The 22,417-nt window shown below is 66.3% G+C and carries 18 protein-coding genes; 9 read left to right on the top strand and 9 right to left on the bottom strand.

Going from position 1 to position 22,417, the window contains the following annotated elements; genetic code table 11:
• The first annotated feature begins 6 nt into the window (after positions 1 to 6).
• The 3 genes from ftsA to lpxC all read left to right on the top strand — a co-directional run bounded on the left by ftsA (position 7) and on the right by lpxC (position 3,794).
• Positions 7 to 1,242 (top strand): cell division protein FtsA, encoded by a 1,236-nt coding sequence (ftsA, locus tag FA89_RS01870; protein WP_036137650.1) that lies wholly within the window; start codon positions 7 to 9, stop codon positions 1,240 to 1,242.
• Between the two features lie 134 nt (positions 1,243 to 1,376).
• Positions 1,377 to 2,561, top strand: coding sequence for a cell division protein FtsZ (ftsZ, locus tag FA89_RS01865; RefSeq protein WP_036137648.1), 1,185 nt, complete (start codon positions 1,377 to 1,379; stop codon positions 2,559 to 2,561).
• A 321-nt stretch (positions 2,562 to 2,882) separates the two neighbouring features.
• Positions 2,883 to 3,794: a UDP-3-O-acyl-N-acetylglucosamine deacetylase gene (gene lpxC / locus FA89_RS01860; protein ID WP_036137646.1), complete on the top strand. Its 912-nt coding sequence runs from the start codon at positions 2,883 to 2,885 to the stop codon at positions 3,792 to 3,794.
• A 632-nt stretch (positions 3,795 to 4,426) separates the two neighbouring features.
• Here lpxC and FA89_RS01855 read toward each other — a convergent pair.
• Entirely contained in the window at positions 4,427 to 4,885 is a 459-nt protein-coding gene (locus tag FA89_RS01855) for a DUF721 domain-containing protein (RefSeq protein WP_051938454.1), read from the bottom strand.
• Between the two features lie 29 nt (positions 4,886 to 4,914).
• Between FA89_RS01855 and FA89_RS01850 the strand changes: the two genes are divergently transcribed.
• On the top strand, positions 4,915 to 5,847 hold the full coding sequence (locus FA89_RS01850; protein WP_036143440.1) for a M23 family metallopeptidase: 933 nt from the start codon (positions 4,915 to 4,917) through the stop codon (positions 5,845 to 5,847).
• 134 nt (positions 5,848 to 5,981) lie between these two features.
• The gene (gene secA / locus FA89_RS01845) at positions 5,982 to 8,705 is read left to right on the top strand and encodes a preprotein translocase subunit SecA (protein ID WP_036137645.1); all 2,724 of its coding nucleotides are present in this window, start codon (positions 5,982 to 5,984) and stop codon (positions 8,703 to 8,705) included.
• Positions 8,706 to 8,784: 79 nt separating this feature from the next.
• On the opposite strand, the gene FA89_RS01840 is transcribed toward secA, so the two are convergent.
• The 7 genes from FA89_RS01840 to FA89_RS01810 all read right to left on the bottom strand — a co-directional run bounded on the left by FA89_RS01840 (position 8,785) and on the right by FA89_RS01810 (position 16,611).
• Positions 8,785 to 9,636 carry a symmetrical bis(5'-nucleosyl)-tetraphosphatase gene (locus FA89_RS01840; protein ID WP_036137642.1) on the bottom strand — a complete coding sequence of 284 codons (852 nt, stop codon included), beginning with the start codon at positions 9,634 to 9,636 and terminating at the stop codon, positions 8,785 to 8,787.
• Positions 9,637 to 9,699: 63 nt separating this feature from the next.
• Positions 9,700 to 10,083 carry a Co2+/Mg2+ efflux protein ApaG gene (gene apaG / locus FA89_RS01835; RefSeq protein WP_036137640.1) on the bottom strand — a complete coding sequence of 128 codons (384 nt, stop codon included), beginning with the start codon at positions 10,081 to 10,083 and terminating at the stop codon, positions 9,700 to 9,702.
• Positions 10,084 to 10,135: 52 nt separating this feature from the next.
• Complete coding sequence (rsmA, locus tag FA89_RS01830) at positions 10,136 to 10,915, bottom strand: 16S rRNA (adenine(1518)-N(6)/adenine(1519)-N(6))-dimethyltransferase RsmA (RefSeq protein ID WP_036137637.1); 780 nt, start codon at positions 10,913 to 10,915, stop codon at positions 10,136 to 10,138.
• The gene (gene pdxA, locus FA89_RS01825) at positions 10,912 to 11,907 is read right to left on the bottom strand and encodes a 4-hydroxythreonine-4-phosphate dehydrogenase PdxA (RefSeq protein WP_036137634.1); all 996 of its coding nucleotides are present in this window, start codon (positions 11,905 to 11,907) and stop codon (positions 10,912 to 10,914) included. Before pdxA ends, rsmA begins: the two co-directional genes overlap by 4 nt.
• Positions 11,908 to 11,914: 7 nt before the next feature.
• A complete protein-coding gene (locus FA89_RS01820) occupies positions 11,915 to 13,291 on the bottom strand; it encodes a peptidylprolyl isomerase (RefSeq protein WP_036137631.1) in 1,377 nt (458 codons plus the stop codon).
• Positions 13,292 to 13,321: 30 nt separating this feature from the next.
• Positions 13,322 to 15,901, bottom strand: a complete 2,580-nt coding sequence (locus FA89_RS01815; RefSeq protein WP_240003833.1) for an LPS-assembly protein LptD — start codon at positions 15,899 to 15,901, stop codon at positions 13,322 to 13,324.
• Between the two features lie 149 nt (positions 15,902 to 16,050).
• Complete coding sequence (locus tag FA89_RS01810) at positions 16,051 to 16,611, bottom strand: cob(I)yrinic acid a,c-diamide adenosyltransferase (RefSeq protein ID WP_036137628.1); 561 nt, start codon at positions 16,609 to 16,611, stop codon at positions 16,051 to 16,053.
• A gap of 84 nt (positions 16,612 to 16,695) precedes the next feature.
• Here FA89_RS01810 and ubiH point away from each other — a divergent pair, with 84 nt between their 5' ends.
• The 3 genes from ubiH to FA89_RS01795 all read left to right on the top strand — a co-directional run bounded on the left by ubiH (position 16,696) and on the right by FA89_RS01795 (position 19,977).
• Entirely contained in the window at positions 16,696 to 17,907 is a 1,212-nt protein-coding gene (gene ubiH, locus FA89_RS01805; protein ID WP_036137625.1) for a 2-octaprenyl-6-methoxyphenyl hydroxylase, read from the top strand.
• Positions 17,904 to 19,115: a UbiH/UbiF/VisC/COQ6 family ubiquinone biosynthesis hydroxylase gene (locus FA89_RS01800; protein ID WP_036137623.1), complete on the top strand. Its 1,212-nt coding sequence runs from the start codon at positions 17,904 to 17,906 to the stop codon at positions 19,113 to 19,115. The genes ubiH and FA89_RS01800 overlap by 4 nt, the downstream gene beginning before the upstream one ends.
• Positions 19,116 to 19,179: 64 nt before the next feature.
• The gene (locus FA89_RS01795) at positions 19,180 to 19,977 is read left to right on the top strand and encodes a dienelactone hydrolase family protein (protein ID WP_036137620.1); all 798 of its coding nucleotides are present in this window, start codon (positions 19,180 to 19,182) and stop codon (positions 19,975 to 19,977) included.
• A 4-nt stretch (positions 19,978 to 19,981) separates the two neighbouring features.
• Here the strand turns inward: FA89_RS01795 and FA89_RS01790 are convergent, their stop codons facing one another.
• Positions 19,982 to 20,980 (bottom strand): polyprenyl synthetase family protein, encoded by a 999-nt coding sequence (locus tag FA89_RS01790; protein ID WP_036137617.1) that lies wholly within the window; start codon positions 20,978 to 20,980, stop codon positions 19,982 to 19,984.
• A 129-nt stretch (positions 20,981 to 21,109) separates the two neighbouring features.
• On the opposite strand from FA89_RS01790, the gene FA89_RS01785 reads away from it, so the two are divergent.
• Positions 21,110 to 22,315 (top strand): MFS transporter, encoded by a 1,206-nt coding sequence (locus tag FA89_RS01785; protein ID WP_036137614.1) that lies wholly within the window; start codon positions 21,110 to 21,112, stop codon positions 22,313 to 22,315.
• The last annotated feature ends 102 nt before the right edge of the window (positions 22,316 to 22,417 follow it).

Raw genomic sequence — 22,417 nt, 5'->3', positions numbered from 1 at the left:
AGGATCATGAGAAACAAGAACGACAAACAGCTCGTCGTCGGCCTCGACATCGGAACGTCGAAGGTCGTCGCGATCGTCGGCGAGTACGAGCCGGGCGAACCGATCGAAGTGATCGGCATCGGCACGCATGTGTCGCGCGGCATGAAGCGCGGCTCGGTGGTGGATATCGAATCGACGGTGCATTCCATCCAGCGTGCGGTGGAAGAGGCCGAGCTGATGGCCGGCTGCGACATCCGCTCGGTCTACGCTTCCATCTCGGGCAGCCACCTGGAAACGCGTAACTCGCACGGTACCGCGGCCATTCGCGACCGCGAGGTCATGGCTGCGGATCTGGAGCAGGTGCTGGAAGCCGCCAGCGCAGTGGCGATCCCTGCCGACCGCAAGGTGCTCTACAAGGAATCGCAGGAATACCGTATCGACGGACAGGACGGCATCCGCCATCCGGTCGGCATGAGCGGCGTGCGCCTGGAAGCCAGCGTGCATCTGGTCACGGGTGCGGCCAGCGCGGTGCAGAACATCTCCAAGTGCATCCAGCGTTGCGGGTTGTCGGTGGACGAGCTGGTGCCGGCCGCTGTGGCCAGCGCGAAAGCGGTACTGACCGAGGACGAGCTCGAACTCGGCGTGTGCCTTGTCGACATCGGCGCGGGTACCACCGATATCGCCATCTACACGCAGGGTGCGATTCGTTACACCAAGTCGCTGCCGGTCGGTGGTGATCAGGTGACCAACGACATCGCCTACGGTGTGCACACACCCACCGCTCACGCGGAAGAGATCAAGATCAAATACGCGTGCGCGCTTGCGCAGCTGGCGCATGCGGAAGAAACCATCCAGGTCCCCAGCGTCGGCGATCGCCCGCCGCGTCGCCTCGCACGACAGGCATTGGCCCAGTCGGTGCAGGCCCGCTACGAGGAGATCTTCGAGATGGTGCAGGACGAACTGCGCCGCTCGGGTTACGAAAGCCTCGTCGCCGCCGGCATCGTGCTGACCGGTGGCGCGTCGCGGATGGAAGGCGCACTCGAGCTTGCCGAGGAAATCTTCCACAAGATGGTGCGCGTCGGCGTGCCCCAGCATGTGTCCGGCCTGGGCGATGTGGTCTCCACGGAGTTGCATTCCACGGGCGTCGGCCTGCTGTTGCACGGGTCGCGCTCCACGGGTGCCGCGCGCCACACGCATTCCGCCGCCGGCAATGTCGGCAGCATGGTCGAGAAGTTCCGAAGCTGGTTCACCAAGAATTTCTGAGCATCGTATCGAATTAGTCGGTGCCCGATGGAAGGGGGGCGCCGGGGCAGCAGGATGGCCCGCAACCCATGGCCGACAGGAGTCGGGCAAGGGACATAAACCAAAAAAACTAAAAGTTCTGCGGAGGACGGGAAATGTTTGAACTCATCGAAAAGCTGGCACCGAATGCGGTCATCAAGGTCATCGGCGTGGGTGGTGGTGGCGGTAACGCCGTGGCCCACATGGTCAACTCCAACATCGAAGGCGTCGAGTTCGTCGTCGCAAACACCGACGCGCAGGCGATGAAGAGCTGCGCCTCGCGCACGCATCTCCAGCTGGGCGGCAACGTCACCAAGGGCCTGGGCGCGGGCGCCAATCCGGAAGTCGGCCGCCAGGCCGCGCTGGAAGATCGCGAGCGCATCGAGGAAATGCTCGAAGGCGCGGACATGGTCTTCATCACCGCTGGCATGGGCGGTGGCACCGGCACCGGCGCAGCGCCGGTCGTCGCGCAGCTGGCTAAGGAAAAGGGCATCCTGACCGTCGCGGTCGTGACCAAGCCGTTCCCGTTCGAGGGCCGTCGTCGCATGCAGGTCGCCCTCAAGGGTATCGAGGACCTTTCGCAGCACGTCGACTCGCTGATCACCGTGCCGAACGAGAAGCTGCTTTCGGTGCTGGGTCGTGAGGTCACCCTTCTCAACGCGTTCAAGGCCGCCAACGACGTGCTCCAGGGCGCCGTGCAGGGCATTGCCGACCTGATCACGGCCCCGGGCCTGATCAACGTCGACTTCGCCGACGTGCGCACGGTCATGAGCGAGATGGGCATGGCGATGATGGGCTCCGGCACGGCACGCGGCGACGACCGCGCCCAGGCCGCCGCCGAGGCCGCGATCAACAACCCGCTGCTCGAGGACGTCAACCTGGCCGGTGCCTGCGGCATCCTGGTCAACGTCACCGCCGGTCCGAACCTGACCATGCGCGAGTTCGACGAGATCGGTCGCGTGATTCACGACTTCGCCTCGGAAGACGCGACCGTGGTGATCGGCACCTCGCTGGACCCGGAAATGCAGGACGACGTCCGCGTCACGGTGGTCGCCACCGGCCTCAACCGCGTCGGCGCCACGGCCAAGCAGCCGGTTCGCCAGCCGGTGCAGCAGCAGGTCGAGATGCGCCAGCGTCCGCGTCCGGTGGTGCTGCGCACGGGTACTGGCAACGAAGTGGTCGACTACGCGCAGTCGGACGCCGTGCCGTCGGTGCGTTCGGAGCCGGCCCCGTCGAAGAACGCCGAGCCGGCGATCGATTACCTCGACATCCCGGCTTTCCTGCGTCGCCAGGCCGACTGACGCACCACCCCAAGGCACGTTAAGGACAACGTGAGGACGACCCGGCACGACGCCGGGTTGACCGACGCTCCGCCGCCGTCCCGTCCGGGTGGCGGAGCGTCCCCGTTTCGTCGACGGAAAAGCGGACCGTATTTCAGCAGCTTGTAAATGATTGACAGGACGAACAATTCGGTCGCACGGGCGGTGAGAATCGCCTGTCCTTCATGCTGAAGGAACAGTGAAGCGACACTGGACTGTACCGTCTGGTTTGTTTATTCGCAGGTTAAGACTGTGTTAGGATGACCGCTACTTTAGGCTGCTGCCAACAAGGTTCGACCCAACATGATCAAGCAGCGCACGCTCAAGAACATCATTCGCGCCACGGGCGTCGGTCTCCATACCGGCGACAAGGTGTACATGACGCTTCGTCCGGCCGCGCCGAACACGGGTATCGTGTTCCGCCGCACCGACCTCAATCCCCCGGTCGAGCTCAAGTCCCGCCCGGAAAACGTCGGTGATACGCGTCTCTCCACCACGCTGATCCAGGGCGAGGTTCGCGTCTCGACGGTCGAGCACCTGCTCTCCGCCATGGCCGGCCTGGGCATCGACAACGCGTATGTCGACCTGTCGGCGCCGGAAGTGCCGATCATGGACGGCAGCGCCGGTCCGTTCGTTTTCCTCATCCAGTCCGCTGGCATCGAGGAGCAGGACGCGGCCAAGCGTTTCATCCGTATCAAGAAGCCGGTGATCGTCAAGGACGGTGACAAGTGGGCAAAGCTGGAGCCGTTCGACGGTTTCAAGGTCGGCTTCTCTGTCGAGTTCGACCACCCGCTCTTCAACAAGCGCAACTCGCAGGCCGAGATGGATTTCTCGACGACCTCGTTCGTCAAGGAAGTCAGCCGTGCCCGTACGTTCGGCTTCATGCGTGACATCGAAATGCTCCGTGAGCGCAACCTCACGCTGGGCGGTTCGATGGACAACGCCGTAGTGCTCGACGACTACCGCGTGTTGAACGAAGACGGCCTCCGTTACGACAACGAGTTCGTCAAGCACAAGATCCTCGACGCCATCGGCGACATCTACATGCTCGGCCACAGCCTGATCGGCGCGTACTCCGCGCACAAGTCGGGGCACGAGCTCAACAACAAGCTTCTCCGCAGCCTGATGGCCGATGCCGCGGCGTGGGAAGAAGTCAGCTTCAAGGACCCGGCCAAGGCGCCGATCTCTTACGCCCATCCCGCCCAGGCGGTTTAAGCCGAAGCCCGACGACACACAAGCGACCCGAAAAACCCGCCCGCCGAGGCGGGTTTTTCGTTTGTTCGCGCATGCGTCGTAGGAGCGCACGATGTGCGCGACATCTTTTCGCGATAAGGGTTTCGTGTGCCGTGTGCTCTGGCGCAAGAGCCGGCGGGTCGCCCCCTCGGGGCCACGCCTGCGGCGACCCGAAAAGGAAAGGCCGCTGGCGCGGCCGTATATCTATTGCCCTTCGGGCCCGGGTCGGGCTTCGCCCCGGGGATTTCAATTCGCCATCCATGGCTCAGCGAAAATGGCCGGCCGTCCTGGCCGGCCCCGCTACGCGGCCTTGTCCGTGCGAAGCCCTCGCCTGCGGCTACCGGCCCCGAGGGTGGCACCCGCCGGCTCTCACTCCCAGGCCCCAGGCCGAGCACGATGCCAGAGGCCCGCCAGTTTTGTACCTACAAGAACCGACCGCTATCTACGCAATAAGTCACCACCGCGACTTGGCCCTATGGTTCCGATAGCCGTAGGAGAATGTGAATCAGGCGTGCACCTCAGGTGCTCCCTTTGTGAATGCATGCTATAAAGTTCGCCACCTCCCGGGTGCGGTACGACTTACGCATTCGCAATGGTGAACGGTAAGTGCTTGATTAATCTTCGTTGTCTGCCTGGAGAGCCAGGTAGAGGAAGAGATCCCGCAGGGTGGGATCGGACAGCGACGCCGCGGCGGACCGGAGGTGACTGGCCGCACCGGCGGAAAGCGGCTTGTGCCGGTCGGGAATGACCTCCACGGGCGGCAAGGGTGCCACTTTCACGGCGACCGAGTAGGCCTTCGCGCCCATGGCGCGGGCGGCTTCGAGGATCTGCGTCTGGTAAAGGCGCACCCGCGATGCCCAGGCCGACGATGGGGCCAGGAAGACGAGTCGGCCATCGCGCAGGTCCGCGAAGCGGATGTGGTCGCGCATGGGCGAGGGCAGGGTCGCGCGCAGCTGGCGGTCCAGTTGGTCGAGTTCGCGCGCCTTGGCGGCGAGCGACGCGACGGGTCCCACGTCCACGATGGATTTCAGTCCGCGGGTGGCATGGCGGGACGGCTTGGACGGCGGTGGCATGGGCCGATGGACTTTTCGATGTGGAACGTATGCAGATCATACTCGTGTCACGCGGTCAGAAAGGACCGAAAACGCTGGACCTCTCCTGCCGGCGCCTTCGCTGCAAGATGGCCGCTGTCGCCCTGGCCAGTGTGCTGGCCATTGCCTGCGTCGGCGCGGTGGTTGCCCTTGCCGTGGCCAGTCCCCGCGGCCGTGCCCTCGGTCATATCCAGGGTCTTCAGCAGCAGGTGGGCGACCAGGATGCCCAGGTTGCACAGATCCGGCGAGACGCACAGCGAGACCTCGATGCCCTGGCCGTGAAGCTGGGCCAGCTGCAGGCCCAATCCATTCGCCTGAACGCGCTGGGCGAGCGCTTGACCCAGGTGGGCAAGCTCGACGCCGGCGAGTTCGACTTCGATGAGGTGCCGGGGCAGGGTGGTCCGGAGCCGACCGCTGCTGGCGACGCCTATACCCTGCCAGGATCGCTGGATCGCGGCATCGATCGATTATCGGGCCAGTTCGATACCCAGCAGGTCCAGCTCGAGGCACTGAGTGACATGCTCATGGATCGCCGGATCGAGTCCAGCCTGCGGCCGACGGGCATGCCGGTGAACGGCTACATCTCGTCGTACTTTGGCGGTCGCCCCGATCCTTTCAGCGGGCACAGTGCCCGGCACACGGGCATCGACATCGCCGCCCCGACGGGTACGCCGGTGACGGCGGTCGCCGAAGGCATGGTCACCTTTGCCGGTCAGCGCAGCGGCTATGGCGATGTCGTCGAAATCGACCACGGCAACGGGTACATGACCCGTTACGCCCACAACAGCGCCATCGTCGCCACCCCGGGCGAGCGGGTCAGGGTGGGCGACGTGATCGCCAAGGCCGGTTCAACGGGCCGCTCCACCGGGTCCCACGTCCATTTCGAGGTCTGGTACCACGATCAGGTGGTCAATCCGCTGGCCTTCGTCCGCAGCCACCGCTGATCCGGCCTTGAATCCGTGGCGGCATGCCGCCACCCCGAGGAAAGCCAGGGGCGGGCGTAGTATGATCGTCCCTTCGTGCCGCTCGGCTTCAGGCCTTCCGGCGCCCTTTTTTTCGTTTCAGATCCGGATGATCGATGTTCAATCGTGCACTGACGAGTATTTTCGGCAGCCGTAACGAGCGTGTGCTGCGCGACCTCTCCAAGACGGTCAAGCGCATCAACGCCCTGGAGCCCGAATTCGAAACGCTTTCCGACGATGCGCTGCGCGGGAAGACCGAGGAGTTCCGCGGCAGGCTGGCTGCGGGCGAGGCGCTCGACAAGCTGCTGCCCGAAGCCTTCGCGGTCACCCGCGAGGCGGCCAAGCGCGTGCTCGGCATGCGCCACTACGACGTCCAGATGATCGGCGGCATGGTGCTGCACTCGGGTCGTATCGCCGAGATGCGTACGGGTGAGGGCAAGACCCTCGTCGGCACGCTGCCGGTGTACCTGAATGCGCTGGAAGGCAAGGGCGTTCACGTGGTCACGGTGAACGACTACCTGGCGCGTCGCGACTCCGCCCAGATGGGTCGGCTGTACAACTTCCTCGGCCTCACGGTCGGCGTCGTATACCCGGGCATGGACCACGCGGACAAGCGCGAGGCCTACCAGTCGGACATCACCTACGGCACCAACAACGAGTTCGGCTTCGACTACCTGCGCGACAACATGGCGCTCAGCAAGGAGCAGCGCAACCAGCGCGGCCTGCATTACGCCATCGTCGACGAGGTGGACTCCATCCTCATCGACGAAGCCCGCACCCCGCTGATCATTTCGGGTCCGGCCGAAGATTCCCCGCAGCTGTACATCGCGGTGAACAAGATCGTGCCCCGCCTCATCCGGCAGGAAAAGGAAGAGGCCCCGGGCGACTACCTGGTCGACGAGAAACAGAAGCAGGTGCACATGTCCGAAGAGGGCATGGAGCACGCCGAGCAGCTGTTGCGCGAGGCGGGTGTCATCGAGCCGGACAGCGGTCTGTACGATTCGAAGAACCTGGCGGTGGTGCACCACCTCAACGCAGCGCTGCGCGCCAACGGCATCTACCAGCGCGACGTGGACTACATCGTGCGCGACGGCGAAGTCATCATCGTCGACGAGTTCACCGGTCGTACGCTGGCGGGTCGCCGCTGGTCCGACGGCCTTCACCAGGCGGTCGAGGCGAAGGAAGGCGTGCCCATCCAGCGCGAAAACCAGACCCTGGCGACGGTCACGTTCCAGAACCTGTTCCGCATGTACAAGAAGCTGGCCGGCATGACCGGTACGGCCGACACGGAAGCCTACGAATTCCAGACCGTCTACGGCCTAGAGGTCGTGGTCATCCCGACGCACAAGCCGATGGTGCGCGTCGACAATCCGGATTCCGTGTTCCTCGGTCCGGATGCCAAGTACAAATCGGTGATCGCCGACATCAAGTCCTGCCATGAACGCGGCCAGCCCGTGCTGGTCGGTACCGCCTCGATCGACGTATCCGAACTGGTCTCCGGCCTGCTCAGGCAGGAAGGCATCGCGCACGAAGTGCTCAACGCCAAGCAGCATGAGCGCGAGGCGCACATCGTCGCGCAGGCCGGTGCGCCGGGCGCGGTCACCATCGCCACCAACATGGCCGGTCGCGGTACCGACATCGTCCTGGGCGGCAGCCTCGAGGCGGCACTGGCCACCTTGCCCGAAGACGCCTCCGACGCCGAGCGAAAGCAGGTGCGCGAGGACTGGAAAACGCGTCACGACCAGGTGCTCGCTTCCGGCGGCCTGCACATCATCGGTACCGAGCGCCACGAATCCCGTCGTATCGACAACCAGCTGCGTGGCCGTTCGGGCCGCCAGGGCGATCCGGGCTCGTCCCGCTTCTACCTGTCGCTGCAGGACAACCTGATGCGCATCTTCGGCGGCGAGCGCATCGGCCGCTGGATGCAGATGTTCGGCATGAAGGAAGACGAGGCACTGGAGGATCGACTGATCTCCCGCCAGATCGAGAAGGTGCAGCGCAAGGTCGAGCAGCACAACTTCGATATCCGCAAGAACCTGCTGGACTTCGACGACGTCGCCAATGACCAGCGCAAGGTGATCTACGCGCAGCGCGACGAACTGCTCGAAACCGACGACATCTCCGACATGATCGGCGACATCCGCCAGGACGTCGTGGTTGCCCTGGTGCGTCGCTTCGTGCCGGCGGACAGCATCGACGACCAGTGGGACCTCGCGGGCCTCGATCGCGAGCTCGCCAGCGAACTCAACCTGCGCATCGACCTGCCGCAGTGGGTCGAGGCACAGAAGGAAGTGGACGCCGAAGGCATCCTCGAGCACGTGCGCGAGGCGGTGGACGCCCTGTTCGCGGAGAAGGAAGCCCAGATCGGCGCCGAGACCATGCGCTCGCTCGAGAAGCACGTCATGCTCTCGGTGGTCGACAACGCCTGGAAGGAGCACCTCGCCAGCATGGACTACCTGCGCCAGGGCATCTATCTGCGCGGGTATGCGCAGAAGCAGCCGAAGCAGGAGTTCAAGCGCGAGTCGTTCGAGCTCTTCTCCGAAATGCTCGACCGCATCAAGGGTGAAGTGGTACAGATGCTCGCGCGTATCCGCGTTCGCAGCGAAGACGAAGTGCTGGCGATGGAGGCGGAGCAGCAACGCGCGGCCGACGGCCAGGCGCTGCAGTTCCAGCATGCGGATGCGCAGGCCGCGGGTTTGCCCCAGGGTAACGGTCCGGCGGAGGTCGCCGCGCCGATCATGCCGTCCGTCGTCAACGACGGCCCGAAGGTTGGTCGCAACGATCCCTGCCCCTGCGGCTCGGGCAAGAAGTACAAGCATTGCCACGGCCAGCTCACCTGAAAACAGGGTGGCCCTGCCTGATAAAAACAAACCCGCCGAAAGGCGGGTTTGTTTTTATCAGGCAGTCGGTCGTTATCGGTCAGTCGCCGCCGCCCTTGGGCTTCTGCCGATGCGGCTCGGCATTCACGGTGATGTATTCCGGCTCCTCGGTGTCCAGGCGCAGGGCGGTGAGCTGTCCGCCCCAGACGCAGCCGGTGTCGATCGCATAGACGCCCAGGCCGGCGAACCGTCCCAGCGCGGACCAGTGGCCGCAGACGATCCGGGTTTCGCGGCGACGCATGCCCGGCACTTCGAACCAGGGATACATGCCCGGTTTCTGCGTGCCGGGGGTGCCCTTGCCTTCGAAGTCGATCCGACCGGTGACGTCGCAATAGCGCATGCGGGTCAGCGTATTGATGGTGGCGCGGTGGCGCTCCACACCCTGCAGGCGGTTGTTCCAGCCGGGCGGACGATTGCCGAACAGGTTTTTCAGCAGCCGCTGGTGACGCGGGCCGCCAAGCTCGCGCTCGACGTCCAGGGCAGCGCGCTGGGCCTGGCGCAGCGTCCACATGGGCGCCAGGCCCGCGTGGATCATGGTCCAGCCCAGGGTCTCGTCGTGGTGCAGCAGCTTCTGCATGCGCAGCCACTCGAGCAGCACCGGGGCATCGTCGGCAAACAGCACTTCGCGCAGCTCGGGGTTGACCCGTTGCTGTGCGTCCTCGCGACGCTGGCCGATGGCGAGCAGCGAGAGATCGTGGTTGCCCAGCGTGATGATGGTGCTGTCGCGCAGCGAGTGGATGAGCCGCAGCGTGGCCAGCGACTCACCGCCGCGGTTGACCAAATCGCCGCAGAACCAAAGTTTGTCGTTCGACGGGTCGAAACGAAGCTTCTCCAGCAGGCGCTGGAGTTCGGGGTAGCAACCCTGGACATCGCCGATCGCGTAGACGGCCATCAGTCCTGTCGCTCCGTCGCGCCGTTGTCGGCGCGGGCATGCACACTATCCATGGCTTCGATCCTAGTGGAGCGTGCGTGGGATCGAAAGCACGAAGGGTGCGATCGGGGCATCGAAGTGCGTACCGTCGTCGGCCACCATGCGATAGCTGCCCTCCATCGTGCCGACCGAGGTCTCCAAGACGGCGCCGGAGGTGTATTCGAAGGATTCGCCGGGGCGCATCCACGGCTGCTCGCCGACCACGCCGTCGCCGCGCACTTCCTCGACCTTGCCGTTCGCATCGGTGATCACCCAGTGCCGTGTCAGCAGCTGTGCACCGGACTCGCCCGCGTTACGCAGCGTGATCGTGTAGGCGAACACGTAGCGGTTGTCCTTGGGCTGCGACTGGTCGGGAACGAAGCGGGTTTCGACCTCCACGTCGATCGTGTAGGGCTGTTTAGAGTTCATGGAGGGATTGTCGGGGACGGGAAGGGGGTGGGCAAGTATGCCCTGAACGCGCTCAGCTCGCGTTTGCCAGCTTCACGAAGTCCATCGGCGCCAGCGTTTCGGCGCGTGCACGCGGATCGATGCCGAGTTCACGGATCGTCGACTCGTCCACGATGCCCTTCAGCGTGTTGGAAAGCGTCTTGCGTCGCATCGCGAACGCGGCCTTCACGACCGCATGAATGCGTACCGGATCGCCCGTGGGCAACGCCTCGGGAGGGAGCGGTACCAGCCGGACCACGGCGGAGTCGACCTTCGGCGGCGGCCGGAATGCGCCCGGCGGCACCGTGAAGAGCGGCGTCACCTTGCAGGCCAGCTGCAGCATGACACTGAGGCGCCCGTAGACCTTGCTGCCCGGCTCGGCGGCCATGCGGTCGACGACTTCCTTCTGCAGCATGAAGTGCATGTCCTGGATGGCCGAGGCGTGGGCTACGCAGTGGAACAGGATCGGGCTGGAGATGTAGTACGGCAAGTTGCCGGCAATGCGCAGGCGCTCCGCGCCAAGTTCATGGGCCAGCGCCGTGAAATCGACCTTGAGCACGTCCGAGTGCACGATGCGTAGTTCGCCGATGGCGGCCGCGCGCGCCTGCAGGCCGGGAATGAGGTCGGTATCCAGCTCGATCGCCGTCATGCGCTTTGCCACGGCCAGTAGGGGCATTGTCATGGCGCCTTCGCCCGGTCCGATTTCGATCACTGTGTCGCCGTCCTTGGGTGCGACGGACGCGACGATGCGATCGATGTAGCGCTTATCGTGCAGGAAGTGCTGGCCGAAACTCTTTTTGGGGCGTGCGTTCATGGCGTGGCCCGATGGCGGGCGAGGTCGATGGCGAGGCGGGTGGCGGCGAACAGGCTGGCCGGATCCGCGCGGCCGGTGCCCGCGAGGTCCAGCGCCGTGCCGTGGTCTACCGAGGTACGGATGTAAGGCAGCCCCAGCGTCACGTTGACGGTGCGGTCGAAGGCTTCACTCTTGAGCACGGGCAGGGCCTGGTCGTGATACATCGCCAGCACGGCGTCGTAGTGCTGGCGCATGGCGGGAACGAAGGCCGTGTCGGCCGGCAGCGGGCCGAGCAGGATCATGCCTTCGCCGCGCAGTCGATCCAGCAACGGGATGATGGTGTCCAACTCTTCCCGGCCCATGTGGCCGCCCTCGCCCGCGTGCGGATTGAGGCCGAGCACGGCGATGCGCGGATGGGTCAGGCGGAAATCCTGCACCAGTACACGCGCCACGATGCGCAGCGTGCGTTCGATACGCGTCGCGGTGACCGCCGCGGGCACGGCGGACAGGGGCAGGTGGGTCGTGACCAGGGTGACGCGCAGTTCGGGGCTGGCCAGCATCATCACCACGTCGACGCCCGCGCGTTCAGCGAAGAACTCCGTATGGCCGCTGAAGGCGATGCCGCTCTCGTTGATGCTGGATTTCTGCACGGGGCCGGTGACCACGGCATCGAACTCGCCCACGGCACACCCGTCGGCGGCTGCGGCCAACATGTCCAGCACGTGGCGCGCGTTGCGTGGGTCGGGGTGGCCCCAGGTCTCCACGGTGCCCAACGGCACGTGTTGCACGCGGATGTGCCCGGGCGCCCGGCTGCCGATGCGCTGGCCGGTATCGTCGTCGATATGGAGGGTGACGCCGGCGGCGGCGGCCGCGCGGCTCAGTAACTGCCGGTCGGTGATAGCGACCAGGTCGGCCTGGAGATCGCTGGCGGCCAGGCGGGCAACCAGCTCCGGTCCCACCCCGGCAGGCTCGCCGGCGGTGACGGCGAGCCGTGGCAGGGTGGTCGCGGTCATGTCGGTGTTACGGCGTGGAGGCCGTGCTTGCCGGCTTGTCGCTCGGATCTTTCAGCTCAGGCACGCGGATATCGACAAAGGACGTGGAACGCAGCTCACGGAGGTAGTTCTCGTAGGCTTCGTCGGCCTTGCGGTTGCCGATGGCCTGGCGGGCCTGGTCGCGCTGCAGCTGGTCGGTCAGGTCACTCTGGCGTGAGCCCAGGCGCTGCAGGACGATCCAGCCGGCATCCGTCTGGATGGGGTGCGAGACCTCGTTGTCCTTCAGCTGCTCGACCTGGGTGGCGATGGCCTGGCCCCAGGCATCCTTGGCGAACCAGCCCATGTCGCCGCCGTTGTTCGCCGTGGTGTTGTCCTTGGACTCATCCTTGGCGAGCTTGGCGAAATCTTCTTTCTTGTCGACGATGCGCGTGTACAGGTCCTGCGCCTTCTTCTCGGCCTGCTCCGGCGTGACCAGCTCGGACGGCTTGATGAGGATCTGACGGGCGTGATACTCGGTGACGATCTGGCGGCCCGGCGCGCGCGTGTCGACCAGCTTCAGGATGTGGAAGCCAGTGGGACCGCGCAGGGCGGCGGTGGTCTCGCCCGGCTTGAGGGTGGCGACAGCGTCCGCGAAGGCGGGCGGCACTTCGTCCAGGCGGCGCCAGCCCAGGTCGCCGCCGTCCAGCGCGTCGGGCGCGTCGGAGAAGCGGATGGCCGCGGCGTTGAAGTCCATGCCGCCCTTGATCGCCTTGATCGCCTCGGCGGCCTTGGCTTCCGCCTGCGCGATGTCGGCGGCACCGCCATTGGCGGGGGTGCTGATGGCGATGTGCGCGAGGTGGACCTCGCCGGCCTTGTAGCTCGGGCTGGCCAGCAGGTTGTTGACCTCGGCGTCGGTGACGGTGACCTGGTCGCGCACCACGCTCTCGTGCAGCTTCTGGGCGATGATCTGGTCGGACAGCTGCTGGCGGAACGCTGCGTAGCTGTAGCCGTCCTGCTCCACTGCCGCACGCAGCTGGTCGAGGCTCATCTTGTTCTGCTGGGCCACGTTGGTGGCCGCCTGGTCGATGTCCTGGTCGGACACGTGGATGTTCTGGTCGTTGGCGCGCTGGACCTGCAGCTTCATCAGGATGAGGCGGTCGAGCACCTGGCGGGCCAGGACGTCCTTCGGCGGCAGCTGGCCCGGATTCGAGGCGTACTGGCGGACGATGGCGTTGATGGCCTCGTCCAGCTCGCTCTGCAGGATGACGTCTTCCTCGACCACCGCGACGATGCGGTCGATGGAACCGTTGCCGGCGGTCGCGCCCGACGTCGTCGGCTGGGCCGAAGGCATCAACTGGGCATGGGCCGAGGGCATCGCCACCAAGAGGGAGGCGGCGAGCAGGGAGTACGAGAGGATCTGCTTCATCGAATAGGGAGCCCGGGGCACCTGCCCCACTTATTGATAGCCAAGGATAGCACGGCGCAGGTAGGCGCCCGATTGCGGGTTGAGCGAGCCCAAGCCCTTGAATTCCACCTCGAACATCACCGCGTTGTCCGTCTCGCGCAGGTAGTCGTGTACGTAGTGGCGACCGAGCACGCGGAAGGCGACGCAGCAGCTGTCGTACTCGATACCCACCGCGGCTTCCAGGGTCCGGTGCGAGTAGTCGAAGGTGGTAAACGGGAGGCCGCCGTTGAAGGTGACCGGCACGATGTCCCGGCGGGCATAGACCCAGCGGGCCAGCGCGCGCCAGCGCTCCGACACAGGAAAGACCACGGATGTGTCGAATTGTTCCATGACGCCGCGGCGGTACCGGTAGGAGAAGTTGACGATGCCGTCGCCCTTGATACGGCGCTGGACCATGACCGTCGCCAGGTCGGTGTTGCGCCCGGAGTTATAGATCATGTTCTGGTCGTTGACGTAGGTACTGGGCTGCTTGTTCGGGTTCCACTGGTAGGAGCTGTTCAGGCGCCACTTGTCGTTGAACTGAACGCCCAGCTGGGCGACGTAGTCGGACCGGCTGAAGTCGGTCGGCGCGACGCCTGGCATCTGCACCTTCTGATCGCTGAAGTACTTGATCTGGCCGATGCTGGCCGACAGGCGCTCCACGCCGGTGTCGTCGAGCAGTCGCGTGGTCAGCGCGGCGGTCAGGTTGTTCGCATCCATCTGGCGATCGGCGCCGGAGAAGCGATTGGTGGTGAACAGCTGCCAGAAATCGAACGACATCGCGTTGGTGTCGAACGTAGGCAGGTTGGACTGATTGCGGTACGGCACGTAGAGGTAATACAGGCGCGGCTCGAGCGTCTGCGTGTAGCTGGTGCCGAACAGGCTCGTCTGCCGGTCGAAGATCAGGCCGGCGTCGAGGCTACTGATGGGGACGGAGCGCGACGGGCTCTGCTGCGCGAAATGGTAGTACTGGTAGTCCGAATCCAGACGGTAATCGGTGTAGCGGTACTCGACGCGCGGCCGGATGAACCACGAGGCGCCGGAGAAGTCGGCGGCCAGGTAGGGCGCAAGGTCGAGCCGGTTGCCGTCGACCTGGCCCAGCGTGCCGAGATTTTGTGGGGTGAACGGCTGCTTGTCGATCTTGCGGAAAGCCACAGCTTCCGAATCGACGCCCACGTCGAGCCAGTTGTTCAGCGGTGCCTGCAGATTGAACGTCGCGCGCGGCCAGCGGCGGTACGGCACCACCCAGTTCGGCAGCCCGGCGTCCACGTTCTGGTAATCGTCCGCACCCAGCGAAGCGCTCCAGTACTTGCCGCCCTTGTAGACATAGACGCTCGAGCTCAGGATGCCGACGGCCGACTGATAGAGGTCGTTGCTGAAGTCGCGGAAGTACTGGTTGTCGGACGCATGGTTGATGTTGGCGAGAAGACTGAAGCCGGCGCCGAGGTTGGTCGAGTTGGTGATCTGGACCAGGTAGCGCTGCTTGGAGCCGTCACGATCGCTGGTACCGCTCTCGTCCTGGTCCGGGCCCTTGTCGTGCGCCATGTATTGCAGGTCGAACGTGCCGTTGGAGCGCGGCAGCAGGTAGCGGAACTCCGTGCCCAGCAGGAAGCCACGGTCGCTGTAGTAGCCCGGCGTGATCGTCGCGTCGTAGTTGGGTGCGATGTTCCAGTAGTACGGCAGGTTGAGGTACATGCCCGAACGGCTGGACGAGCCGAACGTCGGATACAGGAAGCCGCTCTTGCGGCGATCGTCCAGCGGGAACGTGAAGTAGGGCAGGTAGGCGACGGGCACGTTCATGACGCGCATCGTGGCGCTGCGTGCCTCGCCGACGCCGGTTTCCTTGTTCAGGTTGATCGTCTTGGCGCGGAACTCCCACTTGCGGGAACCGATGTCGCAGGTGGAGTAGGACGCCATCTGGAAGCGGCCGTGCTGCGGGTCGATGATCTTCGCGTGGTCGGCCACGCCGTTGCCACGCGACTGCAACAGCTGGTAACGCACGTTGTACGCATCGCCGTCGTTGGGCGTGGTGGTGCCCGTCATGCGGTCGGCGGAGACCAGCATGCCGGCCTCCTGGTACTTCACGTTGCCCTTGGCGTCGTAGGCCGTGGAATCGGAGTTATAGGTGACGTCGTTGGCGCGCAGCACCTGGTCGGCGCGCTCCAGGCGGACGCCGCCGGTCATGTGGTAGAGGTTGGGCTCCGGGCTTTCGACCTTGACGCCGCTGGCGTTGCCGTCGTCGATGCCCGAATGGACATCGGTCACCGCGGTGTCGCGCAGCGTGCTGTCTCTGGTGACGCCGGGCTCGTAGAAGTCGAGCATGGCGTTCGGACGGCACAACGCGTAGCTGATCGGGCGGGGCGGGCAGATGAACGAGCCCAGCGGGCAGGTCTCCGCAGGCGCCATGGCGGCGTTCGGCGTGGAGGCCACCGGTGCGACAGGCACAGTGGACGCCACCGGTGCCACGGCGCGCGTTTCGCCCTGGGTCGGGGCGCTCTGGGCCTGCGCCTGCCAGGCAGGGGCCGAGACGATGAGGGCGACGGCGGTCGCCAGCAGGCGGCGTTTAGGCAGGATGCTGATGCGTGACGTCACGGGCGGGGTCTTATCCGGGTTACGAAAGGCGGCCAACTTAGCAGAATCCCCTATGCGGCGGCACGATGGCACGTCACCCATGAGCATGAACCCCATCCTGAGGCGCGGCGTCGATCGCCGCTCCGGCCCCGCGAGCTTACACCGCCGACTCAGCCGCGCGGGCGGCGCACGTGCTGCCAGAGCACCTCGCCATGCCCGCTGCGCCTTGCCAGGACACGGGCGAGAACAAAGAGGAGGTCGGAGAGCCGGTTCAGGTAGCGCTGCGCCTCGGGGCGGATGGCCTCGTCGCGGGACAGGGCCACCACATCGCGCTCGGCGCGCCGGCAGACCGTCCGGGCGACGTGGCAGGTGGCGGCCGCCATGCCGCCGCCGGGCAGGATGAAATCCTTCAGTGCCGGCAGGTCGGCATTGAAGCCGTCGAGGACGGTTTCCAGGCGGTCGATGTCCGCGGCCTGGATCATCGCCATGCCGGGGATGCACAGCTCGCCGCCCAGGTCGAACAGCTCGTGCTGGATCTGGACCAGGGCCTCGCGGACATCGTCGTCCACGCCATCGGCCGCCAGCGTCAGGCCGATCGTGCTGTTGAGTTCGTCGACGGTGCCGTAGGCGGTCACCCGTAGGGAATCCTTGCCGGTGCGGCTGCCGTCGCCGAGGCCGGTGCTGCCGTCGTCGCCGGTGCGGGTGTAGATCTTGGAGAGTCGATTGGCCATGGACACATTCTAGCCAGCGCGGCAACCCCTGCGGCAGGGGGCCACAACGCCGGCGCATTCACGCGGCGGCGGTATGATTCCGCCATGAGCCCAACACCCGAACCCATCCTCATCGTCGGCGGCGGCCTGGTCGGTGCCAGCCTCGCCATCGCGCTGGACGCGGCCGGCGTGCCCGCCGTGCTGATCGAGGCGGCCGCCCCTACCGTCGGGCAGCAGCCCAGCTACGACGAGCGCAACCTCGCTCTGGCGCGCGCCACGGTGAACGGCCTGCGTGCCATCGGCGTCTGGGCGTTCGCGGAGCATCGCGCCACGCCGATCACGCATATCCATACCAGCCGGTCCGGCGATTTCGGCAGTGTCCGCATGAGCGCCACTGACGAAGGCGTGGACGCGCTCGGCTGGACGCTGCCCGCGCGCGAACTGGGTGCGGCGCTCCTGGCCCGCCTCGACCGGTGTCGGCACCTGACCCGGCTGGCGCCTGGACGGGTGGAGCGGATACGTTCCGAAGGGAATGGCTGGGCGGTGGAAGTGGCGACGCAGGGCGGCGTGCGCACCCTGCACACGTCGTTGCTGGTCGGCGCGGACGGCACGCATTCCGGGGTGCGCTCACAGCTGAGTATCGCCACCCAGGAGTACGACTACGACCAGGCTCTCTTCGTCAGTACGTTTACGCCGGGGCGCGATCCGGGTGGGCGGGCCTTCGAGCGTTTTACCGACGCCGGTCCGGTGGCGGTGTTGCCGCTGGCGGATCGACGCATCGGGGTGGTCCTGACCGTCGCCGCCGACCAGGCCGATGCGGTGGCGGCCATGGACGATGCCGCCTTCTGCGCGCTGGCGCAGGAGCGCTTCGGCTGGCGGCTGGGGCGATTGACGCGTCCCGGCAAGCGCTCGCCCTATCCCATTCGTCGCGTGGCGGCGTCCGCGGTCACGTCCGACCGCGCGGTGCTGGTCGGCAATGCCGCGCAGACGGTGCATCCCATCGGCGCACAGGGGTTCAACCTGGGCCTGCGCGATGCGCTGACCCTCGCCGAACTCGTGGCCGTGGCCGACGACCCGGGCGCGCCGTCGCTCCTTGCCGAGTACGCAAAACGTCGGGCGCCGGACCGGGACGGCACGATGGCGATGAGCCACGGCCTGGTCCGCCTGGCCTGTCTCGACCAGCCCCTGCTGGGGCCCTTGCGTTCGCTGGCCATGCTGGCGCTGGATCGTGTGCCACCCTTGCGCCATACGCTAAGCCGTCGCGGCATGGGCTTTCGGGCGAACGCCCCGTTCGCCGTGCGCGAGCCGACACCATGAGCGACCTCGGCCTGACCCCTTCGTCGCGTCGCCGCGCCGGTCCGCTCGACGTGGCGGTCGTCGGCGGTGGCATGGTCGGTGCAGCGGCGGCGCTGGCGCTGGCCCGGGCGGGTTTCGCGGTCGCGCTCGTCGATGCGCGCGAACCGGCGGCCTGGCGTGCGGAAGACGAACTCGACCTGCGCGTGGTCGGTCTCGCCCCGTCGTCGGTGCTGCTGCTGGACGCATTGGGCGCCTGGGCCGGCATTCGCGACGCACGTGCCTCCGGCTACGAACACATGGCGGTCTGGGATGCCGAGACCGGCGCCGCGTTGCGTTTCGACGCCGCCGACGAGGGGCGCGACGTGCTCGGCTACATCGTCGAGAACACGCTGGTGCAGTCGGTCCTGTGGCGTGCCCTGGAAGACGCCGGTGTCCAGTGCGTCGTGCCCGCGGCGGTGGTCGGCTACACCGAGCGTGAGGATCGCGCGCAGCTCGAACTCGACGATGGCCGGCTCATCGCGGCACGCGTGGTCGTGGCCGCCGACGGCGCTGACTCGCCGCTGCGCGCCATGGTGGGAATCGACACCCACGGACACGACTACGCACAGCGTGGCGTGGTGGCGCATGTCACCACGGCGCATCCCCACGAGCGCACGGCCTGGCAGCGCTTCCTCCCCTCCGGCCCCCTCGCCCTACTGCCGCTGGGTGACGGCCGCAGTTCCATTGTCTGGACACTGCCCGATGCCGAGGCCGATCGGGTCATGGGCCTGGATGACGAGGCCTTCCGCGATGCGCTCGGTGTAGCCAGCGACTTCCGGCTCGGGCAGATCCTGTCGGTCGGCCGTCGCGCTGCGTTCCCGCTTCGCCTGCGCCTGGCCGACCGCTATCAATCCGGCCGTACCGTGCTGCTCGGCGACGCGGCGCACGCGGTGCACCCCCTCGCCGGGCAGGGCGTGAACCTCGGCCTGCGCGACGTCGAGGCCTTGCGCGATACGCTGGTCTCTGCGCGCGATGCCGGGCGTGATATCGGCGCGTCGCATGTATTGCGGCGTTACGCGCGGCGGCGCGGCAGTGCCAACGGCATCGATGCCTGGTCGTTCGATGCCTTGGGGCGGGTTTACGGCTGGACATCCCCCCCGCTGGTCGCGGCGCGTGGCCTGGGCATGCGCCTGGTGAACGCACTGGCGCCGCTCAAGCGGCCGCTGGCCAGGCACGCCGCGGGTCGCTGACCGGACGACTGGCCGTGACGCCCCCGGGGCGCCTATGCTAGGCGCTTTCCGGGGAGTGATGCCGATGCGCCGCACGCTGCTAGCCTTGTCCTTAGTGGTTCTGGGTTCCATGGACGCCGCTTCCGCGGCCATGGTCGCGCGGCCGGTCCAATGGACCGATCACGGCGTGACCTTCAAGAGTGTCCTCGTCTACGACGACGCGGTGGCCGGAAAACGGCCCGGCCTGGTCATGGTGCCGAACTGGTTCGGCGTCAACGACCGCGCCGTGGCCAAGGCCAAGGAGATCGCGGGCAAGGATTACGTCATCCTCCTGACTGACATGTACGGCGGCGATATCCGACCCACCTCGGAGGCCGAGGCCGGTGTCGCGGTGAAGCCGTTGTACGCCGACCGCACGATCATGCGCCAGCGTGTCACGCGTGCCTTCGATGAGCTGAAGGCCCAGGAAAAGAACGCGCCGATCGATCCGATGCGCCTTGCCGCCATCGGCTTCTGCTTCGGTGGCTCGGCCGTGCTGGACCTTGCGCGCACGGGCGCCGACCTGGCCGCGGTGGTGAGCTTCCACGGCCTGCTCTCCACCGACGATCCGAAGCTCGCTTCGCAGATTCATGCGCACGTGCTGGCGCTCAATGGTGCGGACGACACCAACGTGCCGCCGGAGCAGCGCGCCGCGTTCGAGGCGGAGATGCGCGGCGGCAAGGTGGACTGGGCCTCGACGGATTTCGGCGGCGCCGTGCACTGCTTCACGGAGAAGGAAGCCACCTCGCCAACCGGCAATTGCCGCTACGACGACAAGGTGGCCAAGCGGGCCTACACCGCTATGCGGGCGTGGCTGAGCGAGTCGTTCGCCACGCGGAAATAATCCGTCAGAAGCGGCGTTCGACCGAGTAATCGGCGAGCGCCGCCAGTGCGTCGCGGTAAGGCGAGGCGGGCAACGCTGAAAGCGCTTCGCGCGCCGCCCTGGCATGGATCACGGCCTTCTCGTACGTGCGCTCGATCGCACCCGAATCCCGGATGGCCGACACGATGCGGTCGAGCGAGTCCAGTCCGCCGTGCTCTATGACGTGACGGAACGACTTCAACTGGTCGTCGTCGGCCACCTGCATGGCATAGATCAGGGGCAGGGTGGGCTTGCCCTCGGCGAGATCGTCGCCGATGTTCTTGCCCAGCGTTTCCGTGTCGGAGACATAGTCGAGCAGGTCGTCGGCGATCTGGAAGGCATAGCCCAATTCCAGCCCATAGCGCCGTAGCGCTGCCACCTGCGCCTCGGGCAAGCCACCCAGCACGCCGCCGAGTTCGGTCGCGGCGGCGAACAGCACGGCGGTCTTCCGTTCGATGACGGCGAGGTAGGCGGTTTCGTCCACGTCTGCATTGCCGATGTTGAGCAGCTGCAGCACCTCGCCCTCGGCGATGGTGTTGGTGGTGTCGGCCAGAATGCGCATGATCCGCATGTCGTCGAGCTCGACCATCAACTGGAACGAGCGCGAGTAGAGGAAATCGCCTACCAGGACACTGGCGGCATTGCCCCACAACGCATTGGCCGTCTTGCGTCCGCGTCGCATGTCCGACTCGTCGACGACGTCGTCGTGCAGCAGCGTGGAGGTATGGATGAATTCGACGATGGCCGCCAGCTTGGCGTGTTGCTCGCCCGCATAACCCGCCGCACGGGCCGCAAGAACGTGCAGCATCGGCCTGAGCCGTTTGCCGCCGCCGGCAATGATGTGGTCCGCAATCGCATTGATCAGGACCACATCCGAGGACAGCCGCTGGCGGATCAACGTGTCGACGTACCTCATGTCGTCGGCGGCCAGCGCACGGACGTCGGCGAAGTCGAGGGAGGTCGAGCGGGATGCTATGGAGTCCATCTATCGGGTCGCGTGCGGCAAATCAGCCCACAGTATAGGGTCTGCTACGTGGTTTCGCCGTGGATTCGGATGGGGCCCGTATAATCGTCGGTCGACGCCCCTCGCGGGTGATTCGCCCGGACCCTGTCGGTGAGCAAACTCAGTTCCCTGGAGCGGCGTAGCGCGCTGACGCTGGCGGGCGTCATCAGCCTTCGCCTGTTCGGGCTTTTCCTGATCCTGCCGGTGTTTTCCGTGTATGCGCGGGCCCTGCCGGGTGCCACGCCTTTGCTGATCGGGCTCGCCCTTGGCGTTTACGGCATCGGGCAGATGTGCCTGCAGATTCCCCTGGGTCTGCTGTCAGACCGGATCGGTCGCAAGCCGGCCATTACGCTGGGTCTGGTGGTCTTCGCGGTGGGCGGGGTCGTCGCCGCGCTTTCGCATACGTTGACCGGCATCGTGCTCGGGCGAGCCCTGCAGGGCATGGGGGCCGTCGCTGGCGCCGGGACGGCACTGGCCGCCGACCTCACCTGCGAGGCCAATCGCGGCAAAGTGATGGGCATCATCGGGGTGAGCATCGGCATGTCCTTCCTGCTCGCGCTCGTTCTCGGACCACCGCTCGAGGCGATCGCCGGTCTTCCGGGGCTGTTCGGTTTGACCTCGCTCCTGGCGGTCGCTGCCATCGTCATGCTCTGCTGGCAGGTGCCCACGCCGGCGTGTCAGGCGTTGCCGATGACGGTGACCTGGCGCACGTTGGCATCGATGTTCGTGGACACGCGCATGCTCGTCCTGAACGGATCCGTCTTCTTCCTGCATGCGTTGCTGACGGCGTCCTTCGTCGGTCTGCCCCTGCTGCTCACCGACGTGCTGCACCTGCCCGTGGCGCATCACTGGATGCTCTACCTGCCCGTGTTGACCCTGGCCGCGGTGGCCATGGGAGCGCTGCTGCCGCGGATGCGTGACATCGAGCGCGCGACCCGTGTGATCGTCGGCTGCGTCTTCGTACTCGGCCTGTCCCTGGCTGGCATGGCGTGGGGCGGCAACCACCTGGTCGTCCTTGGCGTGGCGGCTACGTTCTTCTTCGCCGCCTTCAACCTGCTCGAAGCCGCCATGCCCAGCCTGGTGTCGCGCCTGGCACCCGCCGCGCTGCGGGGTGCGGCCATGGGCGCGTACTCCACGTCGCAATTCTTCGGCGCGTTCGTCGGCGGCGCGCTGGGTGGGCTGGCACTCGGCAGGCTCGGCCTTTATGGCGTGTTCGGTGGCGCGGCGGCGTTCGCCCTGCTCTGGTTGCCGCTCGTGGTGTACGGGACGCGGCGCATCGCGGGTACGCCGGGCGTGGCGGCAGACGAGTCCGTCTGACGCTTTACGGTCTTCGGCTGTCATCCCCTTTTCAGAATAGCCATATCGATTCACGCAGGAACGTGCGGTCAGACTTGGCCTGCGCGTCGTATTTCGTTCGTC

It is taken from the genome of Luteibacter sp. 9135, assembly GCF_000745005.1.
Lineage (GTDB): Bacteria > Pseudomonadota > Gammaproteobacteria > Xanthomonadales > Rhodanobacteraceae > Luteibacter.
This window is presented reverse-complemented; position numbering and strand designations above follow the sequence as displayed.